Here is a 15,636-nt window from a genome sequence, read left to right as displayed (position 1 = left end):
CAACATTGCGTTATCATGCGCCGCCTGTGAAACGCGCGATGTTGGTTTTCTTGACATGACACTCCCCGCCGATCTACCCCCCGAACTCTCCAACAGCGGCGTGCGTGCGGCCGATCGCCTCGGCTTTACCCTGTTTCTCGCGGCGCTGATTCATCTGGCGCTGATCCTGGGTCTGGGGTTTACCTTCGCCGAACCCAGGCAGATCAGCAAAACCCTGGAAATCACTCTCGCCACCTTCAAAAGCGAAACCAAGCCGAAGAAGGCTGATTTCCTCGCCCAGGACAACCAGCAAGGCAGCGGCACCCTGGACAAAAAAGCGATCCCGAAAACCACCGAAGTTGCGCCATTCCAGGACAACACGGTGAAAAAGGTCACGCCACCGCCCTCAGTGAAAGCCGAGGTCCTGGAGGCCGCGCCGAAAGCTGCGGTCGCCACCATTACGCCGAAACCGAAGAAGACCACCACCACGCGTGAAGAGCTCAAGACCGAGCCCAAACCCAAGGCCGCCACACCGAGTTTCGACAGCTCACAACTCTCCAGCGAAATCTCCAGCCTGGAAGCCGAACTTGCCAATGAACAGCAGTTGTATGCCAAGCGCCCGCGCATCCACCGCCTGAGCGCCGCTTCGACCATGCACGACAAAGGTGCCTGGTATAAGGACGAATGGCGCAAGAAGGTCGAACGCATCGGCAACCTGAACTATCCCGACGAGGCCCGGCGCAAGCAGATTTACGGTAATTTGCGACTGATGGTCTCGATCAACCGCGACGGTTCGCTGTATGAAGTGCTGGTGCTGGAGTCCTCAGGTCAGCCGCTGCTGGATCAGGCAGCACAGCGAATCGTCCGCCTGGCTGCGCCCTTTGCACCGTTCAGCGGCGACCTGTCGGATATCGACCGACTGGAAATCATCCGTACCTGGAAGTTTGCCCGTGGGGACAAGTTGTCGAGTAATTAGGTAAACGCAGGCTCTTTGTAGCAGCTGGCGAAGCCTGCGTTCGGCTCGGTCCGCGTTCGGGCGCAGCAGTCGTAAATGGCCAAACCGCGTTTTCCCGGAAGGATCGCGATCACAGGTTTTACGAGGACTGCGTCCTCGAACGCAGGCTTCGCCAGCTGCTACGGGGGAGTACCGCTCACCATTTCCTGTGCATCACCAGCTTGTCAGCTCGCCCCGCCAACGCCACACTAGCGCACATGAAGAACGTCAGCCCCAGCTACCTCAAGCATCACTTCCTGATCGCCATGCCGCATATGGCCGACCCGAACTTTGCGCATTCCTTGATCTACATCGTCGAGCACACTGCCAATGGTGCCATGGGGTTGGTGATCAATCGCCCACAGGACCTGAGCCTGGCGGACATCCTCGAACAGCTGCGCCCCGACATCGAGCCTGCGCCGCTCTGCCAGCACGTGCCGATCTTTACCGGTGGCCCGGTGCAGACCGACCGCGGGTTTGTCTTGCACCCCAGCGGTTCGACCTACCAGGCAACGGTGGAGCTCAACGGCCTGGCGCTGTCGACTTCCCAGGATGTGCTGTTCGCCATCGCCGATGGCGTTGGCCCGCCAAAAAGCCTGATCGCCCTCGGCTACTCCGGCTGGGACGCCGGGCAACTGGAGGCCGAACTGGCCGAAAACGCCTGGCTGACCTGTCCGTTCGACGCTGACATTCTGTTCAACACCAGCAGCGAACTGCGCCTGGAAGCAGCTGCCAAGCGATTGGGCATCAACCTGAACCTGTTGACCAGCCAGGCGGGGCACGCCTGATGGCCGCATTGCGTTTGCTGCTGGGTTTCGACTTCGGGACCAAACAGATCGGCGTCGCCGTCGGCCAGGTGATTACCGGCCAGGCCCGTGAACTCTGCACCCTGAAGGCGCAGAACGGCATTCCCGACTGGAATCAGGTCGAAGCACTGATCAAAGAGTGGAAACCCGACGCCGTGGTGGTTGGCCTGCCGCTGAACATGGATGGCACGCCCAGCGACATGTGCGCGCGTGCCGAGAAATTCGCCAGGCGCTTGAATGGCCGCTACAACCTGCCCTTCTATACCCATGATGAACGCCTGACCACCTTCGAGGCCAAGGGCGAACGCCTGGCCCGCGGCGGCCAGCGTGGCAGCTATCGCGACAACCCGGTCGACGCCATCGCCGCAGCCCTGCTGCTGCAAGGCTGGCTCGACGAAAATGCAGCGCTGTTCGAATCCTGAAAAGTCGAATCCTGAAGACGTGTGGCTGTCATCAGCGACGCGCCTCCTGGCCGCAAACCAAGCAGTTACAACCCGAGCCTCATTGTGCAGAACCCGGCTCGGGCCCATGAAGGAGCAACCATGAGCCTGCCCAACCCCACCGAACTGATCAGCCAGATGGCGATCGATCTCAAGGTCCACCTGGCCCAACGCGCCATCAGCGAGCCGCGCTACATCGGCATTCGCACTGGCGGCGTCTGGGTTGCCCAGGCCTTGCTGGAAGCCCTGGGCAGCAATTCGCCACTGGGCACGCTGGATGTCTCTTTCTACCGCGACGACTTCAGCCAGAATGGCCTGCACCCACAAGTGCGCCCATCCGAGCTGCCATTCGAGATCGAAGGCCAGCATCTGGTGCTGATCGACGATGTGCTGATGAGCGGACGGACCATCCGCGCGGCGCTCAACGAGCTTTTCGATTACGGCCGCCCTGCCAGCGTCACGCTGGTCTGCCTGCTGGATCTGAACGCCGCCGAGCTGCCGATCCGACCGAATGTGGTCGGCGCCACGCTGTCACTTGCCGCAAACGAAAGGGTAAAGCTGTCCGGCCCTGCGCCGTTCCAACTCGAACTTCAAGACCTCGCCCTTTAAGAGTCCATTGCGATGACGCCTCTCAATACCAAGCGCCCGCTGCAGCTCAATGATCAGGGCCAGCTGCGCCACTTCCTCTCGCTCGACGGTTTGCGCCGCGAGTTGCTGACCGAAATCCTCGACACCGCTGACTCCTTCCTTGAAGTCGGCGCCCGGGCGGTCAAAAAAGTCCCGTTGCTGCGCGGCAAAACCGTGTGCAACGTGTTCTTCGAGAACTCCACCCGCACCCGTACCACCTTCGAACTGGCCGCCCAGCGGCTGTCGGCGGACGTCATCACGCTGAACGTGTCGACCTCCTCCGCGAGCAAAGGCGAAACCCTGCTCGACACCCTGCGCAACCTTGAAGCCATGGCTGCCGATATGTTCGTGGTGCGCCACGGCGATTCCGGTGCAGCACACTTCATCGCCGAACACGTATGCCCGCAGGTGGCGATTATCAACGGTGGCGACGGCCGTCACGCGCACCCGACCCAGGGCATGCTCGACATGCTGACCATCCGTCGGCACAAGGGTGGTTTTGAAAACCTCTCGGTGGCCATCGTCGGCGACATCCTGCACTCGCGGGTCGCGCGCTCGAACATGCTCGCGCTGAAGACCCTCGGATGCCCGGATATCCGCGTGATCGCGCCGAAAACATTGCTGCCAATCGGTATCGAGCAGTACGGCGTGAAGGTCTATACCGACATGACCGAAGGTCTGAAAGACGTCGACGTGGTGATCATGCTGCGCCTGCAGCGCGAGCGCATGACCGGCGGCTTGCTGCCGAGCGAAGGCGAGTTCTACCGTTTGTTCGGCCTGACCACCGCGCGTCTGGCCGGCGCCAAACCGGATGCCATCGTCATGCACCCGGGGCCGATCAACCGTGGGGTGGAGATTGAATCGGCGGTAGCCGACGGTCCGCACTCGGTGATCCTCAACCAGGTGACCTATGGCATCGCAATACGTATGGCCGTGCTGTCCATGGCCATGAGCGGGCAAACTGCCCAGCGTCAATTCCAGCAGGAGAACGCCCAGTGAAGCTCAGCATCCTCGGCGCCCGCGTCATCGATCCAGACAGCGGTCTGGATCAAGTTACCGATATCCACGTCGAAGCCTGCAAGATCGTCGCCCTTGGCGCTGCTCCGGCCGGTTTCGTTGCCGTCGACACCATCGACGCCAAAGGCCTTGTGGCCGCACCCGGCCTCGTCGACCTGAATGTCGCCCTGCGCGAGCCGGGTTACAGCCGCAAAGGCACGATTGCCAGCGAAACCCGCGCTGCCGCGGCCGGTGGCGTCACCAGCCTGTGCTGCCCGCCCCGGACCAAACCGGTACTCGATACCTCGGCAGTCGCCGAACTGATCCTGGACCGTGCTCGCGAAGCCGGCAACTGCAAGGTTTTCCCGATCGGCGCATTGAGCAAAGGCCTGGAAGGCGAGCAGCTGGCAGAGCTGATCGCCCTGCGCGATGCCGGCTGCGTCGCGTTTGGCAACGGCCTGGACAGTTTCCGCAACACCCGCACCCTGTGCCGGGCGCTGGAATACGCAGCGACTTTCGATTTGACGGTGATTTTCCACTCTCAGGATCATGATTTGGCAGAGGGCGGCCTGGCCCACGAGGGCCCGACCGCCAGCTTCCTGGGTTTGCCGGGGATTCCGGAAACCGCCGAAACCGTGGCTCTGGCCCGGGATCTGCTGTTGGTCGAGCAAAGCGGCGTGCGCGCGCACTTCAGCCAGCTGACCAGCGCACGTGGCGTGGCCCTGATCGCGCAGGCCCAGGCTCGCGGGTTGCCGGTGACTGCCGATGTGGCACTGTATCAATTGATTCTGACGGACGAAGCGCTGATCGATTTCAACAGCCTGTATCACGTGCAACCACCGCTGCGCACCCGCGCCGACCGCGATGGCCTGCGCGCGGCGGTGAAATCTGGCGTGGTTCAGGCCATTTCCAGCCATCACCAGCCCCATGAGCTGGACGCCAAACTGGCGCCGTTCGGTGCTACCGAACCGGGCATCAGCAGTGTCGAATTGCTGCTGCCATTGGCCATGACCCTGGTTGAAGATGGTTTGCTGGATCTGCCAACGCTATTGGCGCGCCTGAGTGCCGGACCGGCCAACGCACTGCGCCTGCCAGCTGGCAAGCTTGCGGCAGGCGCGCCTGCCGACCTGGTGCTGTTCGATCCGGCCGCGTCGACGGTTGCCGGTGAGGCCTGGCTGTCCAAAGGCGAAAACTGCCCGTTCCTCGGCCATAGCCTGCCGGCGGCCGTGCGTTACACGCTGGTGGACGGGCGGATCAGCTACCAGGCCTGATACCGCGTGATGATCGTTCCCACGCTCCCGCGTGGGAATGCCTCACTGGACGCTCTGCGTCCGCTCCTGAATGTGACGCGGAGCGTCACGGGCTGCATTCCCACGCAGAGCGTGGGAACGATCATCGCGCGAGCGTGGGAACGATCATTTAACGACGCTGTGCATTCCTGATGGAAATCTGATCATTCAGCGTCCAGAAGTCATACAGCACGCCAATCAGGAACAACCCTCCGGTCAGCAGGTAAATAATCCCGCTGATCCATTTTCCCTGATACATGCGATGTAAACCGAACACACCGAGGAACGCCAGCAGTATCCAGGCGACGTTGTACTCGATCGGGCCTGCGGTAAATCGCAGGTCGGCTTCGCGATCCATGCCTGGAATCAGAAACAAATCGATCAGCCAGCCAATCCCGAGCAAACCGAAGGTGAAAAACCAGAGAGTCCCGGTCACCGGCTTGCCGTAATAGAAGCGATGCGCTCCGGTAAAGCCGAAAATCCAGAGCAGGTAACCGATCACCTTACTGTGGGTGTCCTGCGGCGAAACATCCTGACGATAGGTGCTCATGGGTTCCCTCTTTCGATGTGATAGATAAATTTTTTTAGTAGCTCTGTGACTTTTTTGTGTCGAGCCGACGTGTGGCTCATCGACCTTGCAGTCGGCGCAAAGCCTTGTAGCGCCTGACTTGTGTCGGACAGTTGCGCCAATTTACCGCATATTTGCCGAACTTGACCCCTAGGTTGAATCGACCAGCGGCCTTAAAAAAGCCCAAAAAGCTGTTATAAAGTTGCGCGCTTACCTACATAGAGCCTTGCCTTATGCGTCCATTTTTCAAGACATGGCTAACCATTTGCCTATTAATGCCACTGGCCGCCCACGCCACCAATCGTGAGCAACGTCTTCCAAACGTTAATGGTCACACACCGAAATCCCACGTTTCACTAGCCACCACTAAACACAAACATTCTGTAAAACACCCGATTCATCTGAGCAAGGCCGACACCACTCAGGTCCCGCCAATGGCGACCAAGCAAAGCAGCAACGTGTTGAGCCGTGCCGTGAACGTGTTGGGTACTCCTTATCGTTGGGGCGGTAGCAGCCCAAGTAAAGGTTTCGATTGCAGCGGCCTGGTGAAATACGCGTTCACCGATGTCGACGAGGCCGATCTGCCACGCACCTCGAATGCCATGGCCAGCGGTCACGGACAGAAAGTCGACCGTAAGGACCTCAAGCCAGGCGATCTGATCTTCTTCAACATCAAAAGCCACAAGGTCAACCACGTGGCCATCTACCTGGGCAATGACCGCTTCATCCATGCGCCGCGCCGCGGCAAGTCGGTGACCATCGATACACTGAAGAAGCCATACTGGGAAAGCCACTACGTCGTCGCCAAGCGGGTACTGCCGAAAGACCCGAACGCCATGCGTATTGTTCAGCGTTGATTTGAAGCCTTCGAGTTTAGATCGTTCCCACGCTCCAGCGTGGGGATGCAGCCAGTGACGCTCTGCGTCACATTCAAAAAGCGGACGCAGAGCGTCCAGTGAGGCATTCCCACGCGCAGCGTGGGAACGATCAAGGCCCTCATTTCCCACTTCAAAAACCATCCGGCGACCTGGCCTTCTCACGGGCGTGCTCGCGGCTGATCAAGCCCTTGGCCACAAGGTCCTTGAGACACATATCCAGGGTTTGCATCCCCACCGAGCTACCGGTCTGCATTGACGAGTACATCTGCGCAACCTTGTCTTCACGGATCAAATTACGAATTGCCGGGGTGCCGATCATGATTTCGTGGGCCGCAACCCTGCCACCACCAATCTTTTTGATCAGACTCTGAGAAATTACCGCCTGCAACGACTCGGAAAGCATTGACCGAACCATCGATTTCTCCTGTGCTGGAAACACGTCCACCACCCGATCGATGGTTTTCGCCGCAGAAGTGGTGTGCAGCGTTCCGAACACCAGGTGCCCGGTCTCTGCAGCCGTCAGCGCCAGACGGATAGTCTCCAGGTCGCGCATCTCGCCCACCAGAATCACGTCCGGGTCTTCACGCAGGGCCGAACGCAGCGCGGTGGAAAAACTTCGGGTATCGCGGTGCACTTCACGCTGGTTGATCAGGCACTTCTTCGACTCGTGGACGAACTCGATAGGGTCTTCGATGGTGAGGATGTGGTGATGTCGATGGTTATTCAGGTAATCGATCATCGCCGCCAGGGTAGTCGACTTGCCCGAGCCGGTCGGCCCGGTGACCAGCACCAGCCCGCGGGGCACATCGGTAATCTTGCGAAACACTTCATCCATACCAAGATCGTCCAGGCTCAGGACTTTCGATGGAATAGTCCGCAACACCGCGCCGATGCCCCGATTCTGGTTGAACGCGTTGACCCGAAAGCGCGCCACACCAGGCACCTCGAAAGAGAAGTCGAGTTCCAGCAGTTCCTCGAAATCCGCCCGTTGCTTGTCGTTCATGATGTCGTAAATCAGCTCATGAACCTGCTTGTGGTCCAACGCTGGCAAATTAATCCGCCGCACATCACCATCAAGCCGGATCATCGGTGGCAAGCCAGCGGAAAGGTGCAAGTCGGACGCCCCCTGCCTGACGCTGAAGGCCAGCAGCTCAGTGATATCCATAGCGCTCCCCAATTCCAGTAGAATGCCGCAAACCTCAAACCCCTGGCGCACATTGAATGTCCACGATAGCAGACAACATCGCTCAGGTTGATGCACGGATCCGCGCCGCGGCACTTGCCGCGCAACGTGACGAAAACAGCGTCCGCCTGCTGGCTGTGAGCAAGACCAAACCCGCCGAGGCGCTACGCGAGGCTTACGCCGCCGGGATCCGCGACTTCGGTGAGAACTATCTGCAGGAAGCCTTGGGCAAACAGCTCGAATTGGCTGATCTGCCCTTGAGTTGGCACTTCATCGGCCCCATTCAATCGAACAAGACTCGCGCTATCGCCGAGAACTTCGCTTGGGTGCACTCCGTGGATCGTTTGAAAATCGCACAACGCTTGTCCGAACAACGTCCTGCCGAACTACCGCCGCTGAACATCTGTATTCAGGTCAATGTCAGCGGTGAAGCCAGCAAGTCCGGTTGCACCCCGGCCGACTTGCCTGCCCTGGCCAGCGCCATCAGTGCCTTGCCGCGCTTGAAACTGCGCGGGTTGATGGCCATTCCCGAGCCGACTGAAGATCGTGCCGCCCAGGACGCCGCCTTTGCGGTGGTGCAAACCTTGCAATCCAGCCTGAATTTGCCACTCGACACGCTTTCCATGGGCATGAGCCACGATCTGGAATCGGCCATCGCCCAAGGCGCCACCTGGGTACGGATCGGTACCGCACTGTTTGGCGCCCGCGATTACGGCCAGCCCTGAACGTGGCTGACTCACCTCTCTATAAGGACCTGTCATGAGCAAGACTCGTATTGCCTTTATCGGTGCTGGCAACATGGCCGCCAGTCTGATCGGCGGCCTGCGCGCCAAGGGGCTGGAAGCGGCACAGATCTGCGCCAGCGATCCGGGCGCCGAAACCCGGGCCAAAGTCCATGCCGAACACGGCATCGAACTGTTCGCCGACAACGCCGAAGCTGTTCAGGGCGCCGATGTGATCGTCCTGGCGGTCAAACCCCAGGCGATGAAGGCTGTGTGTGAAGCTCTGCGCCCAAGCCTGCAACCCCATCAACTGGTGGTGTCCATCGCTGCCGGCATCACCTGCGCCAGCATGAACAAGTGGCTCGGTGAGCAGCCGATCGTACGTTGCATGCCCAACACCCCGGCGTTGCTGCGCCAGGGCGTCAGCGGCCTGTACGCCACTGCCCGGGTTTCCGCCGAGCAACGTCAGCAAGCCCAAGAGCTGCTCTCGGCTGTCGGCATCGCCCTGTGGCTGGACCAGGAACAGCAGCTCGATGCCGTCACCGCCGTCTCCGGCAGTGGCCCGGCGTATTTTTTCCTGCTGATCGAAGCCATGACCGCTGCCGGCGAGAAGCTTGGCCTGCCACGGGAAACCGCCGCGCAACTGACCCTGCAAACCGCCTTGGGCGCCGCGCACATGGCAGTTGCCAGTGATGTCGACGCCGCCGAACTGCGTCGCCGCGTGACTTCACCTGCGGGCACCACAGAAGCTGCAATCAAGTCGTTCCAGGCTGGCGGCTTCGAAGCTCTGGTGGAAAAAGCACTCGGCGCCGCTGCGCACCGCTCGGCCGAAATGGCCGAACAACTGGGTCAATAAGGAGCCAAGAATGATTGGATTGAATACCGCAGCGGTTTACGTGCTGCAAACCCTCGGCAGTCTGTATCTGCTGATCGTGCTGCTGCGCTTTGTGCTGCAACTGGTGCGGGCGAACTTCTACAACCCGCTCTGCCAGTTCGCCGTGCGCGCCACCCAACCACTGCTCAAGCCCCTGCGCCGGATCATTCCAAGCATGTTCGGCCTGGACATGTCCTCACTGGTGTTGGCGATCATCGTGCAGCTGGCCTTGATGGCCCTGACCCTGTTGTTGACCTACGGCACCACCGGCAACCCGCTGCAATTGCTGATCTGGTCAATCATTGGCGCGACGGCACTGTTCCTGAAGATTTTCTTCTACGCCCTGATCATCAGCGTGATCCTCTCCTGGGTCGCTCCTGGCAGCCATAACCCGGGCGCCGAACTGGTCAATCAGATCTGCGAACCGGCCCTGGCGCCATTCCGCAAAATCCTGCCGAACCTCGGCGGCCTGGATATTTCGCCGATCCTGGCGTTCATGGTGCTCAAGCTGCTGGACATGCTGGTGATCAACAACCTCGCCGCCATGACCATGATGCCGGAAATCCTGCGCCTGCTGATCTAGCCCAGGTCTTTCTGAATGAGCTATTTCCGTTGGGACGGTGACGATCTGATTCTGGAGTGTCACCTGCAACCTGCAGCCCGTAGCGACGAGTTCGCGGGACTGCATGGTGAGCGGCTGAAAATCCGCCTCACTGCGCCACCGGTCGAAGGCAAGGCCAACGCACACCTAATGGCGTTTCTGGCCAAGGCTTTTGGGGTTTCCAAGAGCCAGGTGAGTCTGATCAGCGGTGAGTTGAATCGACAGAAACGGGTTCGGGTGAACTCGCCGAAGAAGCTTCCGGATTTGCCGGGACTGGTGCGTTAAGGCTGGCAGACTGCGTCAAGATCGTTCCCACGCTCCACGCTCTGCGTCCGCTTTGGAGGTGACGCGGAGCGCATTCCTTTGTGGCGCGTGGGAACTATCATTGATTCCTTGGTTGCTGGTCTGGGCAGCGGTCTTTAGACTTACGCCTCATTCAAGCGAGAGCAGGGTCGATGTCCACTGTCTTTCCCCACGATTCTGTTGGTCTGGTGACGCCGCAGATGGCGCACTTCAGCGAACCCCTGGCCCTTGCCTGCGGTCGTTCACTAGCTGCCTACGACCTGATCTACGAAACCTATGGCAAGCTGAACGCCACGGCCAGCAACGCCGTGCTGATCTGTCACGCCTTGTCCGGTCACCACCACGCGGCAGGCTTTCACAGCCCCGCTGACCGCAAGCCCGGCTGGTGGGACAGCTGCATCGGCCCCGGCAAGCCGATTGATACCAATAAATTCTTCGTCGTCAGCCTGAACAACCTCGGCGGCTGCAACGGCTCCACCGGCCCGAGCAGCATCAACCCGGAAAACGGCAAGCCGTTTGGCGCCGATTTCCCGGTGCTGACCGTGGAAGACTGGGTCCACAGCCAGGCGCGTCTTGCCGATCTGCTGGGCATCAGCCAGTGGGCCGCAGTAATCGGCGGCAGTCTGGGCGGCATGCAAGCCTTGCAGTGGAGCATCAGCTACCCCGACCGCATCCGCCACTGCCTGGCGATTGCCTCGGCGCCCAAATTGTCTGCGCAGAACATCGCCTTCAACGAGGTGGCCCGCCAGGCAATCCTGACCGATCCCGAGTTCCATGGCGGTTCGTTCCAAGAACTGGGCGTGATCCCCAAGCGCGGGTTGATGCTGGCGCGGATGGTCGGGCACATCACCTACCTGTCGGACGACTCCATGGGCGAGAAATTCGGCCGTGGCCTCAAGAGCGAAAAGCTTAACTACGACTTCCACAGCGTCGAGTTCCAGGTTGAAAGTTACCTGCGTTATCAGGGCGAAGAGTTTTCCGGGCGTTTTGATGCCAACACTTACCTGCTGATGACCAAAGCACTGGACTACTTCGATCCGGCGGCGAACTTCGACGATAACCTGGCGAAAACCTTCGCCGGTGCCAAGTCGAAATTCTGCGTGATGTCCTTTACCACCGACTGGCGCTTCTCGCCGGCCCGCTCGCGGGAGCTGGTGGACGCACTGATGGCAGCCAAGAAAGACGTCTGCTACCTGGAGATCGATGCTCCGCAAGGCCACGACGCCTTCCTGATTCCGATCCCGCGCTATCTGCAGGCGTTTAGCAACTACATGAACCGAATTTCGCTTTGAGGACGCCATGAGAGCCGACCTGGAAATCATCCAAGAATGGATCCCCGCCGGCAGCCGCGTGCTCGACCTCGGTTGCGGTGATGGCGAACTGCTGACCTGGCTGCGGGACCACAAGCAAGTCACTGGCTACGGTCTGGAAAACGACCCGGACAACATTGCCGAGTGCGTGGCCAAGGGCATCAACGTCATTGAGCAGGATCTGGACAAAGGGCTTGGCAACTTTGCCAGCAACAGTTTCGATATCGTTGTCATGACTCAGGCCCTGCAAGCCGTGCACTACCCGGACCGGATCCTCGACGAAATGCTGCGGGTCGGCCGTCAGTGCATCATTACCTTCCCCAACTTCGGTCACTGGCGCTGCCGCTGGTACCTGGCCAGCAAAGGCCGGATGCCCGTTTCGGAGTTCCTGCCCTACACCTGGTACAACACGCCGAACATCCACTTCTGCACGTTCGGAGACTTCGAAGAACTGTGCCGTGAGCGTGAAGCGCGGGTCATCGATCGCCTTGCCGTCGATCAACAACATCGACATGGGTGGGCCAGTAAGCTATGGCCTAATCTATTAGGTGAGATCGGCATCTACCGCGTCAGCAGCCCCGGACTGCAAGACCACAAGGTCGCGGTGTAAACCACGTTATTTCGAGGAGAACGATCATGGGTCGTTTAGCTCTGTTTCTGCTCACAGCCTGCCTGAGCGTTACGGCCATGGCGGCCGAAGCAATCAAGAGCGATCGCCAGGAAACCTTCGGTGATCTGACGGTGCACTACAACACCTTCAACTCCACCTACTTGCAACCGGATATTGCCAAAGCGGCAGAGCTGATCCGCAGCAAGAACCAGGGCGTGATCAACGTGGCGGTGCTCAAGGCCAACAAACCGGTGATCGCACAGGTCAGTGGCTCGGTAAAGGACCTGACCAGCAAGAGCATCCCGTTGAGCTTCAAACAGATCACTGAACAAGGCGCGGTCTACTACATCGCGCAATTCCCTGTGGACCAGCAGGAAACCCGTACCTTCACGATCAACGTTCAAACTGGCAGCGACACCAACAGCTTCAGTTTCAACCAAGAGCTTTTCCCAGGCGAATAATGAACTTCACGCAACTCGTATTGGCCAGCCATAACGCCGGCAAACTCAAAGAACTCCAGGCCATGCTCGGCGAGTCGGTGCACTTGCGCTCGATCGGCGAGTTCAGCAGCGTCGAGCCAGAAGAAACCGGCCTGTCGTTCGTCGAAAACGCCATTCTCAAGGCCCGTAACGCCGCACGTATTTCTGGCCTGCCGGCATTGGCCGACGATTCAGGGCTGGCGGTGGACTTCCTCGGCGGTGCGCCAGGTATCTACTCGGCACGCTACGCCGACGGCCAGGGCGATGCGGCCAACAACGCCAAACTGCTGAATGTCTTGAAAGATGTGCCTGAGGCCGAACGCGGCGCGCAGTTCGTTTGTGTGCTGGCGCTGGTGCGACATGCCGATGATCCGTTGCCGATTCTCTGCGAAGGGCTGTGGCACGGCCGTATCCTGACCCAAGCCAGCGGCGAGCACGGTTTCGGCTACGACCCGCTGTTCTGGGTGCCGGAACGCGCTTGCTCCAGTGCACAACTCAGCCCGACCGAGAAAAACCAGCTGAGCCATCGCGCCCGCGCCATGGCTCTGCTGCATCAGCGTTTGGGTCTGGCATGACTCAGGATTCATCCGTGCAGCCGCTGATTTTCGGCGGTTCGCAGACGCCTCGCGCGGCCCTGCTCCAGCTGCCGCCCCTGGCGCTGTACATCCACATCCCGTGGTGCGTGCGCAAATGCCCGTATTGCGACTTCAACTCCCACACTGCCAGCCCCGTGCTGCCGGAAGAGGAGTATGTGGACGCCCTGTTGGCTGACCTTGATCAAGACCTGCATGCGGTTTACGGCCGTGAGCTGAGTTCGATTTTCTTCGGCGGCGGCACACCAAGCCTGTTCAGCGCGCAAGCGTTGGGCCGTTTGCTTAAAGGTGTGGAGCAGCGAATTCCGTTTGCCAGCGACATCGAAATCACCCTGGAGGCTAACCCCGGGACTTTCGAGCAAGAAAAATTCGTCGCTTACCGCGCTTTGGGCATCAATCGTCTATCGATTGGTATTCAGAGCTTCCAGCAAGAGAAGCTCAAGGCGCTGGGGCGGATCCACAACGGCGATGAAGCGATTCGCGCCGCTGGCATGGCCCGACAGGCCGGGTTCGACAACTTCAACCTGGACCTGATGCACGGTTTGCCCGATCAGTCCCTGGACGATGCCCTGGACGACTTGCGTCAAGCCATCGCATTGAAGCCGACTCATCTGTCCTGGTATCAGCTGACGCTGGAGCCGAACACAGTGTTCTGGAATCAGCCGCCGACCCTCCCGGAAGACGACACCCTGTGGGATATTCAGGAGGCCGGGCAAGCGCTGCTGGCCGAGCACGGTTACGCCCAGTACGAAGTGTCGGCGTATGCCCAACCCGGTCGCCCGGCGCGGCATAACCTCAATTACTGGAGTTTCGGTGACTTCATCGGCATCGGTGCCGGGGCGCACGGCAAGCTCAGCCATTCGGACGGGCGCATTGTCCGCACCTGGAAAACGCGCCTGCCGAAGGACTACCTCAACCCGGCCAAAAGCTATAAGGCTGGTGAGAAAGCCCTGACCAACGAAGAGCTACCGTTCGAGTTCCTGATGAACGCCCTGCGCCTGACTGACGGTGTCGAGGCGCGGCTGTATCCGGAGCGCACCGGCCTGACGCTGGAAAGCCTTGCCGAAGGCCGTCGCGAGGCCGAACAAAGTGGCTTATTGCAGGTCGAACCCACACGCCTGACGGCCACCGCCCGCGGACAGCTATTCCTCAATGACTTGCTGCAATATTTTCTGATCTAAGGAAATCGAATGGATCTGGTACTCGACCTGCTCGCCACCGTGTCCCGCTGGAGTCGCAGCAACCTTTCGGAAATCGCTCTGGCGCTTGTCGGCTGCCTGCTGGTGCTGTTCGGCGCAGACATCAAAGGCTGGATCGAGCAACGCCTGGGCAGCATCGCCGGCGCCTTGCGCGTCCCGTTGATGGCCCTGCTGTGCATGATCGGCAGCGGCGCCGCACTGATCTACGCCACACCGTGGATTGTTCGCGGCCTGAGCCAGTTCAACAACTACAGCCTGGCGCCGGTGTTGTTGGTGGTGCTGGTGTTGATCGGCGTCGTCGCAGACCGCCGCTGAGCCATTGATCGTTCCCACGCTCCGCGTGGTAACGCCGCCATGGACGCTCTGCGTCCGATTTTGGCTGTGAGGCAGAGCGTCACGGGATGTGCATTCCCACGCAGAGCGTGGGAACGATCATTTCAGCACTGGCTGATCAGGCCAGCTTTTCGAACTTCAAATCCCACACGCCATGCCCAAGACGTTCGCCACGGCGTTCGAACTTGGTGATCGGGCGTTCGGCCGGACGCGGTACGCATTTGCCGTCTTCGGCGAGGTTGCGGTAGCCCGGCGCGACGTCCATGACTTCCAGCATGTACTCGGCATAGGGTTCCCAATCGGTGGCCATATGCAGCACGCCGCCAACTTTCAACTTGCTACGCACCAGCTCAGCGAACGACTCTTGAACGATGCGACGCTTGTGGTGGCGGCTCTTGTGCCACGGGTCCGGAAAAAACAGCAGCAGGCGATCGAGGCTGTTATCCGCGATACAACGATTGAGCACTTCGATCGCATCGCAATCGTAGACCCGCAGGTTGGTCAGGCCCTGAGTCAGCACGCCATTGAGCAGCGCGCCGACACCCGGACGGTGAACTTCAACGCCGATGAAATCCTGTTCCGGTGAAGCCGCAGCCATTTCCAGCAGCGAATGACCCATGCCGAAACCGATTTCCAGGGTGCGCGGCGCGGAACGACCGAACACCTGGTCGAAGTCCACCGGCGCATCGGCCAGCGGCAGAACGAACAGCGGCGTACCTTGTTCCAGACCTTTTTGCTGGCCTTCGGTCATACGCCCGGCGCGCATCACGAAGCTCTTGATGCGGCGGTGCTGGCGTTCTTCGCCTTCTTCCTGCTGGATAGGCATGTCGTTTGATTCAGTCATCAATGGCT

General features: G+C 60.0%; 20 protein-coding genes. 17 read left to right on the top strand and 3 right to left on the bottom strand.

Annotated elements, in window-relative coordinates; genetic code table 11:
• The first annotated feature begins 55 nt into the window (after positions 1-55).
• The 6 genes from AC07W5_RS02515 to AC07W5_RS02490 all read left to right on the top strand — a co-directional run bounded on the left by AC07W5_RS02515 (position 56) and on the right by AC07W5_RS02490 (position 5,113).
• Positions 56-955, top strand: a complete 900-nt coding sequence (locus tag AC07W5_RS02515) for an energy transducer TonB (protein ID WP_494990701.1) — start codon at positions 56-58, stop codon at positions 953-955.
• A gap of 236 nt (positions 956-1,191) precedes the next feature.
• Positions 1,192-1,761, top strand: a complete 570-nt coding sequence (locus tag AC07W5_RS02510; RefSeq protein WP_494991174.1) for a YqgE/AlgH family protein — start codon at positions 1,192-1,194, stop codon at positions 1,759-1,761.
• A complete protein-coding gene (ruvX, locus tag AC07W5_RS02505) occupies positions 1,761-2,201 on the top strand; it encodes a Holliday junction resolvase RuvX (protein ID WP_494990702.1) in 441 nt (146 codons plus the stop codon). Before AC07W5_RS02510 ends, ruvX begins: the two co-directional genes overlap by 1 nt.
• Before the next feature lie 120 nt (positions 2,202-2,321).
• Entirely contained in the window at positions 2,322-2,828 is a 507-nt protein-coding gene (pyrR, locus tag AC07W5_RS02500; RefSeq protein ID WP_494990703.1) for a bifunctional pyr operon transcriptional regulator/uracil phosphoribosyltransferase PyrR, read from the top strand.
• Between the two features lie 12 nt (positions 2,829-2,840).
• Entirely contained in the window at positions 2,841-3,845 is a 1,005-nt protein-coding gene (locus AC07W5_RS02495; protein WP_494990704.1) for an aspartate carbamoyltransferase catalytic subunit, read from the top strand.
• Positions 3,842-5,113: a dihydroorotase gene (locus tag AC07W5_RS02490; protein WP_495022729.1), complete on the top strand. Its 1,272-nt coding sequence runs from the start codon at positions 3,842-3,844 to the stop codon at positions 5,111-5,113. Before AC07W5_RS02495 ends, AC07W5_RS02490 begins: the two co-directional genes overlap by 4 nt.
• Positions 5,114-5,261: 148 nt before the next feature.
• Here AC07W5_RS02490 and AC07W5_RS02485 read toward each other — a convergent pair whose 3' ends face one another.
• The gene (locus tag AC07W5_RS02485; protein ID WP_494990706.1) at positions 5,262-5,681 is read right to left on the bottom strand and encodes an NINE protein; all 420 of its coding nucleotides are present in this window, start codon (positions 5,679-5,681) and stop codon (positions 5,262-5,264) included.
• A 251-nt stretch (positions 5,682-5,932) separates the two neighbouring features.
• On the opposite strand from AC07W5_RS02485, the gene AC07W5_RS02480 reads away from it, so the two are divergent.
• The gene (locus AC07W5_RS02480; protein ID WP_494990707.1) at positions 5,933-6,556 is read left to right on the top strand and encodes a C40 family peptidase; all 624 of its coding nucleotides are present in this window, start codon (positions 5,933-5,935) and stop codon (positions 6,554-6,556) included.
• Between the two features lie 151 nt (positions 6,557-6,707).
• On the opposite strand, the gene AC07W5_RS02475 is transcribed toward AC07W5_RS02480, so the two are convergent.
• Complete coding sequence (locus AC07W5_RS02475) at positions 6,708-7,742, bottom strand: type IV pilus twitching motility protein PilT (RefSeq protein ID WP_494990708.1); 1,035 nt, start codon at positions 7,740-7,742, stop codon at positions 6,708-6,710.
• A gap of 56 nt (positions 7,743-7,798) precedes the next feature.
• On the opposite strand from AC07W5_RS02475, the gene AC07W5_RS02470 reads away from it, so the two are divergent.
• From AC07W5_RS02470 to AC07W5_RS02425, 10 genes are all read left to right on the top strand, one after another.
• Positions 7,799-8,485 carry a YggS family pyridoxal phosphate-dependent enzyme gene (locus AC07W5_RS02470; protein WP_495022728.1) on the top strand — a complete coding sequence of 229 codons (687 nt, stop codon included), beginning with the start codon at positions 7,799-7,801 and terminating at the stop codon, positions 8,483-8,485.
• Between the two features lie 34 nt (positions 8,486-8,519).
• Complete coding sequence (proC, locus tag AC07W5_RS02465; protein WP_494990710.1) at positions 8,520-9,338, top strand: pyrroline-5-carboxylate reductase; 819 nt, start codon at positions 8,520-8,522, stop codon at positions 9,336-9,338.
• Positions 9,339-9,348: 10 nt separating this feature from the next.
• Positions 9,349-9,939 (top strand): YggT family protein, encoded by a 591-nt coding sequence (locus AC07W5_RS02460; RefSeq protein ID WP_494990711.1) that lies wholly within the window; start codon positions 9,349-9,351, stop codon positions 9,937-9,939.
• Between the two features lie 15 nt (positions 9,940-9,954).
• The gene (locus AC07W5_RS02455; RefSeq protein WP_494990712.1) at positions 9,955-10,242 is read left to right on the top strand and encodes a DUF167 domain-containing protein; all 288 of its coding nucleotides are present in this window, start codon (positions 9,955-9,957) and stop codon (positions 10,240-10,242) included.
• 170 nt (positions 10,243-10,412) lie between these two features.
• Entirely contained in the window at positions 10,413-11,552 is a 1,140-nt protein-coding gene (gene metX / locus AC07W5_RS02450; protein WP_494990713.1) for a homoserine O-succinyltransferase MetX, read from the top strand.
• Positions 11,553-11,559: 7 nt separating this feature from the next.
• Positions 11,560-12,180, top strand: a complete 621-nt coding sequence (gene metW / locus AC07W5_RS02445; RefSeq protein WP_494990714.1) for a methionine biosynthesis protein MetW — start codon at positions 11,560-11,562, stop codon at positions 12,178-12,180.
• Between the two features lie 26 nt (positions 12,181-12,206).
• A complete protein-coding gene (locus AC07W5_RS02440) occupies positions 12,207-12,641 on the top strand; it encodes a DUF4426 domain-containing protein (RefSeq protein WP_494990715.1) in 435 nt (144 codons plus the stop codon).
• Entirely contained in the window at positions 12,641-13,234 is a 594-nt protein-coding gene (gene rdgB, locus AC07W5_RS02435; protein WP_494990716.1) for an RdgB/HAM1 family non-canonical purine NTP pyrophosphatase, read from the top strand. Before AC07W5_RS02440 ends, rdgB begins: the two co-directional genes overlap by 1 nt.
• Positions 13,231-14,433 (top strand): radical SAM family heme chaperone HemW, encoded by a 1,203-nt coding sequence (gene hemW, locus AC07W5_RS02430; protein ID WP_494990717.1) that lies wholly within the window; start codon positions 13,231-13,233, stop codon positions 14,431-14,433. Before rdgB ends, hemW begins: the two co-directional genes overlap by 4 nt.
• 9 nt (positions 14,434-14,442) lie before the next feature.
• Positions 14,443-14,766: a DUF3392 domain-containing protein gene (locus AC07W5_RS02425; RefSeq protein WP_494990718.1), complete on the top strand. Its 324-nt coding sequence runs from the start codon at positions 14,443-14,445 to the stop codon at positions 14,764-14,766.
• A 136-nt stretch (positions 14,767-14,902) separates the two neighbouring features.
• Here the strand turns inward: AC07W5_RS02425 and trmB are convergent, their stop codons facing one another.
• Complete coding sequence (gene trmB / locus AC07W5_RS02420) at positions 14,903-15,628, bottom strand: tRNA (guanosine(46)-N7)-methyltransferase TrmB (protein ID WP_495022727.1); 726 nt, start codon at positions 15,626-15,628, stop codon at positions 14,903-14,905.
• Positions 15,629-15,636: the final 8 nt, after the last annotated feature.

The organism is Pseudomonas sp. GW821-FHT01E05, from assembly GCF_059422425.1.
This window is presented reverse-complemented; position numbering and strand designations above follow the sequence as displayed.

Coding starts and splice junctions, on each gene's coding strand:
- AC07W5_RS02515 (WP_494990701.1), top strand. CDS start 56: ATGACACTCCCCGCCGATCTACCCCCCGAACTCTCCAACAGCGGCGTG.
- AC07W5_RS02510 (WP_494991174.1), top strand. CDS start 1,192: ATGAAGAACGTCAGCCCCAGCTACCTCAAGCATCACTTCCTGATCGCC.
- ruvX (WP_494990702.1), top strand. CDS start 1,761: ATGGCCGCATTGCGTTTGCTGCTGGGTTTCGACTTCGGGACCAAACAG.
- pyrR (WP_494990703.1), top strand. CDS start 2,322: ATGAGCCTGCCCAACCCCACCGAACTGATCAGCCAGATGGCGATCGAT.
- AC07W5_RS02495 (WP_494990704.1), top strand. CDS start 2,841: ATGACGCCTCTCAATACCAAGCGCCCGCTGCAGCTCAATGATCAGGGC.
- AC07W5_RS02485 (WP_494990706.1), bottom strand. CDS start 5,681: ATGAGCACCTATCGTCAGGATGTTTCGCCGCAGGACACCCACAGTAAG.
- AC07W5_RS02480 (WP_494990707.1), top strand. CDS start 5,933: ATGCGTCCATTTTTCAAGACATGGCTAACCATTTGCCTATTAATGCCA.
- AC07W5_RS02475 (WP_494990708.1), bottom strand. CDS start 7,742: ATGGATATCACTGAGCTGCTGGCCTTCAGCGTCAGGCAGGGGGCGTCC.
- AC07W5_RS02470 (WP_495022728.1), top strand. CDS start 7,799: ATGTCCACGATAGCAGACAACATCGCTCAGGTTGATGCACGGATCCGC.
- proC (WP_494990710.1), top strand. CDS start 8,520: ATGAGCAAGACTCGTATTGCCTTTATCGGTGCTGGCAACATGGCCGCC.
- AC07W5_RS02460 (WP_494990711.1), top strand. CDS start 9,349: ATGATTGGATTGAATACCGCAGCGGTTTACGTGCTGCAAACCCTCGGC.
- AC07W5_RS02455 (WP_494990712.1), top strand. CDS start 9,955: ATGAGCTATTTCCGTTGGGACGGTGACGATCTGATTCTGGAGTGTCAC.
- metX (WP_494990713.1), top strand. CDS start 10,413: ATGTCCACTGTCTTTCCCCACGATTCTGTTGGTCTGGTGACGCCGCAG.
- metW (WP_494990714.1), top strand. CDS start 11,560: ATGAGAGCCGACCTGGAAATCATCCAAGAATGGATCCCCGCCGGCAGC.
- AC07W5_RS02440 (WP_494990715.1), top strand. CDS start 12,207: ATGGGTCGTTTAGCTCTGTTTCTGCTCACAGCCTGCCTGAGCGTTACG.
- rdgB (WP_494990716.1), top strand. CDS start 12,641: ATGAACTTCACGCAACTCGTATTGGCCAGCCATAACGCCGGCAAACTC.
- hemW (WP_494990717.1), top strand. CDS start 13,231: ATGACTCAGGATTCATCCGTGCAGCCGCTGATTTTCGGCGGTTCGCAG.
- AC07W5_RS02425 (WP_494990718.1), top strand. CDS start 14,443: ATGGATCTGGTACTCGACCTGCTCGCCACCGTGTCCCGCTGGAGTCGC.
- trmB (WP_495022727.1), bottom strand. CDS start 15,628: ATGACTGAATCAAACGACATGCCTATCCAGCAGGAAGAAGGCGAAGAA.